Source organism: Bartonella sp. MU70NMGDW, assembly GCF_042194085.1.
GTDB classification, from domain to species: domain Bacteria; phylum Pseudomonadota; class Alphaproteobacteria; order Rhizobiales; family Rhizobiaceae; genus Bartonella; species Bartonella grahamii.
The window spans coordinates 1-5,127 of the sequence record NZ_JBHIMK010000104.1 but is presented as its reverse complement, the minus strand read 5'-3'; the positions used below and the strand labels follow the sequence as shown (position 1 = coordinate 5,127).

Sequence of the window (5,127 nt, the reverse complement as noted above, 5' to 3'; positions counted from 1 at the left end):
AAAGGACGTAAAACAAAACAGTCTCTTCAGGGTATTTTAGGTGTACGCTATAGTTTTTAATTATATGGTTATTTTTTAGTTATCTTTAAATGTATGATTGTTTTTAAAGGTTTTTAATGAAGGTTCAGAGAACAATTTTTCAGAGAATGCAGCTTCGCTTTTCATGATAAACTGTATACCCTTATATACTTTATTATGCATTACTTTTTCTTTGATAAGAAAACTCCGAGGAAATGCTAAAGAAGCACTATAAAAACGCCCTTATATTCTTGATCAAAAAAGTATTTAAAAAACTGTAGAGAACAGTTTTTTATGGGATAAAGAGGATTTTTAAGAAGGATTGTTTGCAATCTAAGGTTGAAAATATGTTTTGTAGAGCTAATTACGTTTAGTGTCTATGCAGGCGTGAAGGGGGGAGGATATGGCTCTACAATATAAATGGAAACGACATTGTTGGATACTCATGTTGAGCAGCTGTTTTGTGCAAGCTGCTGCTGCAAATGAGGGGGGGGCAGCACTTTTTTGTCAATCTTCAAGTTATGAAAATGATAAAGTATTTCAAGATCAATACAATGAGGATATGAAAACAGGAAGATGCATACTTGGAGCATCTAATGATGTTATTATAAGGGCACGCAATGAATTAGACTTTTTAAAAAATCCTAGCGATTTTACTGAGGATAAGGGCACTCGAGTGTTTGCGAGTCAACAGGAGCTTGACAGCAGTCGTCGTGACAATGTCGGATATGATGTACAAGAAGAAAATATTGCGTTTCTTAAAAAACCTGAACTTATCTCCATTAAAGATGGGGCAATGTTAGAAAATTATATCCTTGATAATGAAGGTAAAGCATACATTTCAAATGATGGTGAGATTAATAGTCCAGGGCGATCCATTAATAACACTGTAAGGAATGGTGCAGAGCTTTATGTGTATGCAGGAGGACTCAGTGAGAATAGTAAAATTGAACATGGTGGAATTGAAAATGTTCAGGCTTTGAAGGGAAAACAAGGCTTTTCGAAAAATGCTGTCGTTAAAGAAGATGGACAACAAAGTGTTGGAAATGGAGGAAAAGTAGAGGGGACTAAAATTTATGGTGGTGAGCAACTTGTTTTCGGGGAGGGGGATGTTGGAGGAGAGGTTAAAGGGAGTAGTGCTTCTCATACTGTCATTTATGGTCAAGATGAAATACTAGGCCAACAAAAAGTATATGATGGCGGAAAAGTTTGGGATACGAAAGTTATGCGAGGGGGCGTACAAGAGGTTGGAAAAAAATCTCAAAGTGCTAAAAATGGTGGTTTTGCATTTGACACAGAAGTTTTTGGCGGTGGTAAACAGCGTATCTTAAAAGGCGGTAAGGCTATTGGAGTTACTTTAAATGAGAGCGCTATTCAGGAAATATATTCTGATGGATCTGTAAAAAATCTAACAATGAATGATGAAACAAAATCATGGGTGCATGCTGAGGCAACATTAGAAGGCAAGACACAGGTAAATCATTCTGGGCAGATTCATCTTTATGCTGGGAATGATCAACATCGTACCATAGTAGAAGATATTATTTTAAATGGAAAAGATACAAAACTGTATTCTATTACTGATGAGTTTGATGGAAAAAGTTCTTTGATACAAAAATTAAGTGGTGAAGGGAGTGTTATTTTTTCGTTTACAGGTTCTGATCCATATTATTCTCAGCTTCATGTGAATAATCTTTCAGGAAATTTACATTTCGCGTTCAATACGACGATTGCTCATAACCGTGGTGATTATCTCTTTGTTGAGAAAGGTGCTGGGAATCATACGATAAGTGTTGCTGATTCTGGAGTTGAAATCACGGATCCTTTTTCAAATAAGCGTGATTTAATTATGGATCAAAGTGGTGGCGCACATTTTACGCTAACAGATCTTAAGGGTGACAAAATTAACGCCATTGATGGTGGAACGTATATGTATGATTTGAAAGAAAGAAAGGATGAAAATGGAAAAGTTTGGTTTTTATCGGCAGACCGCCTCAGTGGACCAGAGCCTTCTATGCCAAATCCGACAGATCCTTTTTTTCCTGGTGAAACATCAACAACCCCCTCTACAGATGCAGTGTTAACGTTGTCCGTAGTTCCTGGACTTATTTTTAATAATGAGTTGCAAGTTGTACGGAATGGTAGAAAAATTTGGGACAGAAATAAGAAAGATATCGAACTATGGACTTATGGGATTAAGAGTAGAGAACGTGTTGCGACAGGCCATACACACTTTAAGCTTGGGCAGACAGGTTTAGTCTTTGGTGCTGATCAGTTGAGTGAATTAAGGCATGGAGAGTTGTATGTTGGTGGTTTCGGTAGTTATGATCAAGCACGTATTTCTCATGCACGAGGTGGTGACAGCGATTTGAGCTCTTATAGCATTGGAACTTACGCAACTTATTTTGATCATCGTGGATGGTATATGGATGGTGTTTTGAAATATAATTATTACCGAGATAATTTAAAAGCCATCTCAACGAATAATTTAGCTATTCAAAGTCATTACAATCAGTGGGCGATAGGTGGATCATTTGAGATTGGCTGTTATTTTGAACCGGCACAGAATACTTGGATGCAGCCTTATATCAAGCTAACAGGTTTGCAGGTTGAAGGCAAAAAAATAAAACTTTCCAATGGAATGATAGGTGATCTAAGCCCATTAACTTCATTCCGCAGTGAAGTTGGATTGACTGCAGGACATGAATTTTTTGTGAATTCAGAAACTTCATTAACCGCTTACATTATGGCAGCTTGGTTGCGTGAGAATATAAATAATAATTATACGACAATTAATAACCAGTATAAATTTATTACAGATTTATCAGGCAGTGCAGGTAAATTGGGAATTGGTTTAAACGGCTCGGTCAATGATAAACTGACACTTTATGCGGAAGCACATTATCTGAAAGGACATAAGATTAAGAATGCTCTTCAAGCTATTTTAGGATTACGCTATAGTTTCTAAATATGTGTGTACACGGCTGATTAACTTTATGAATGTAATTGCTTTGCAAGCTTAAACAGATAACGCTCGGTTTTGTCTTCTTGAGAGTATAGAGATCTTCTCAAACAGTAAGGATATCTTTATACTCTCCTTTGAAGGCACGAGCGTTTTTTTTGTATCTATAACTTCAAATATTGCAAATTGTTTCTTGAATTCAAGTTAACAATTTGAATTTTATTCAGATTTTCTGCCTTAAGTTAGAACTTTCTAACTGCTCATAAATACACAACTTAAAGTTGTTTATATTAAAAAAATACACTTAAAAAGTGTTTTTAAACATAAATAAAACACATTACGATACAATCTAAGACGAGTTACCTACGTAGCCGTGGGATATTTTTCTAAATAATTGAGAGTGGAGTGTCGATAATGCAGTATAAACATAAGTTAAGTTTCTCAGTATTGATGATCAGTAGTTGTCTTGTACAAGTTGCAAGTGCAGTTGAAAACAGGAATGGAGAGCTAACAAGAGCAACACATGTGCGAAATAGAGAAGAGGAACAAAAAAAATTAGAACAGATTGCTAGTTTTTTCAAAAATAATATTACGATTGAATATGGTGATGTAGAGCTTGTTGAAAATGGAGAAACTTCTGTAGGTTCCACTATTAAAAAAGGAGGGATGCAAATAGTTACACGTGCAGGAAATGCACTGAGCGCCAAAATTTTGGGAGGTCAGCAGTTTATTCATGAAGAGCCAAATATTGATCTTACAAGCGTGGAGAGAAAAAGTAGTGCATATAATTCCACAGTTTCTGGGGATGGTGGAGTAGTGGGACAGCAGAATGTGTATGATGGAGCGTGGGTTTGGTATACGAAAGTGGGAGATAACGGAGAACAAAATCTTTATGCGGGACAAAGAAAAGAGGGGGGAAAATCAATGTATGCTGAGGTCTCTGGGAATGGTAGACAGCACGTCTTAGCGCATGCTGGGTCTTATGCTACTACTTTGAAGGGGCAGGCTGTTCAAGTTGTATATCCTCAAGGGGTTGTGAATACTTTAACAATTACAGATTCTGCTAGGTCATGGTTTCATTCTGGTGTTCAAAAAGTCGTTGGAGAAGTAAGGGTCAATGATCACGGAGAACTTTATTTATTCGCTGGTGATAGGACAAATCATACGACTAAGAAAAAAATTCCTATAGAAGAGAGAGCTGATGAAACAATATTTGAGGTTGGTGAGCGGAATATAGGAGAAAAACCTCAGATTGAAATTGAAGATTTAGGGGGGCAGGGAGGAACTGTTATTTTTACTTCTATACCGTATGATCTACGACATATTTCACTTCATGTTGAGAAACTTTCAGGGAATTTACATTTTCGATTCAATATTAGTGCTACGGGGGATTCGAGTGATTACTTGTCGATTGATGAGGGTGCAGGTAATCACAAAATAAGTGTTGCAGATTCTGGTCGTGAAATTACAGGTCTTTTCTCACAAAAGAATAGTTTGGTCACAGGGATTAATTTAATTACTGATAGAAGCCACAATGGAGGCGCTAATTTTACTCTGGCAGATTTTTCGGGTAAGGATATTACAGCTATCGATGGTGGAGCTTATCAATATCAATTGCTGAAGAGAGATAGATGTGCTGATTCTAGTGATAGTGCTACAATTTGGTATTTAGGAAGAGCCTCTGAAGGTACGACACGTTCGAATACTAAAACACAGTGTGTAAACAAAAAAACGAAGGTCCCTGTTGCATTATCTGATCAAAGTTCTCCGTCTAGAGGAAAAAATACCGATCTTCATAAATCTACTAAAAAAGATCAACCCAAGCAACGGACTCCACGTCATTTAAGAGAAGCGCAGAATATCTCTAGTGTTTCTGTATCTTCCTCTCAAGAAAATCAGAATCGTCTGGTGTTTCCTCTAGCGAGTTCTCATCCTCTTTCTGATGAAGAGCAACAGGCTGCTGTTTCAGAATCTTCACAATCTTTAGCTGATCAAATGATTTTGCGTCCAGTTCATAAAGAACACCCTTCTCCACAATTGAGAGAGGCACTTTCAGTTTCTCAGTTTTTGACCACTCCCTCTACAGATGCGGTATTGTCTATGTCTGTGGCTCCAGCGATGGTTTTTCACAATGAAATGCAAACCGT

General features: G+C 37.1%; 2 protein-coding genes. Both read left to right on the top strand.

Translation table 11 applies throughout. From position 1 onward, the window contains the following. The first annotated feature begins 421 nt into the window (after nt 1-421). Complete coding sequence (bafA, locus tag ACFIKE_RS08120) at nt 422-2,986, top strand: BafA family autotransporter (protein WP_375649167.1); 2,565 nt, start codon at nt 422-424, stop codon at nt 2,984-2,986. A gap of 408 nt (nt 2,987-3,394) precedes the next feature. Then, the coding region (locus tag ACFIKE_RS08115; protein WP_375649165.1) for a pertactin-like passenger domain-containing protein at nt 3,395-5,127 on the top strand (1,733 nt) is incomplete at its 3' end.

Bases quoted from the DNA above. Each gene is read 5' to 3' on its own strand.
- bafA (WP_375649167.1), top strand. From the start codon at position 422: ATGGCTCTACAATATAAATGGAAACGACATTGTTGGATACTCATGTTG.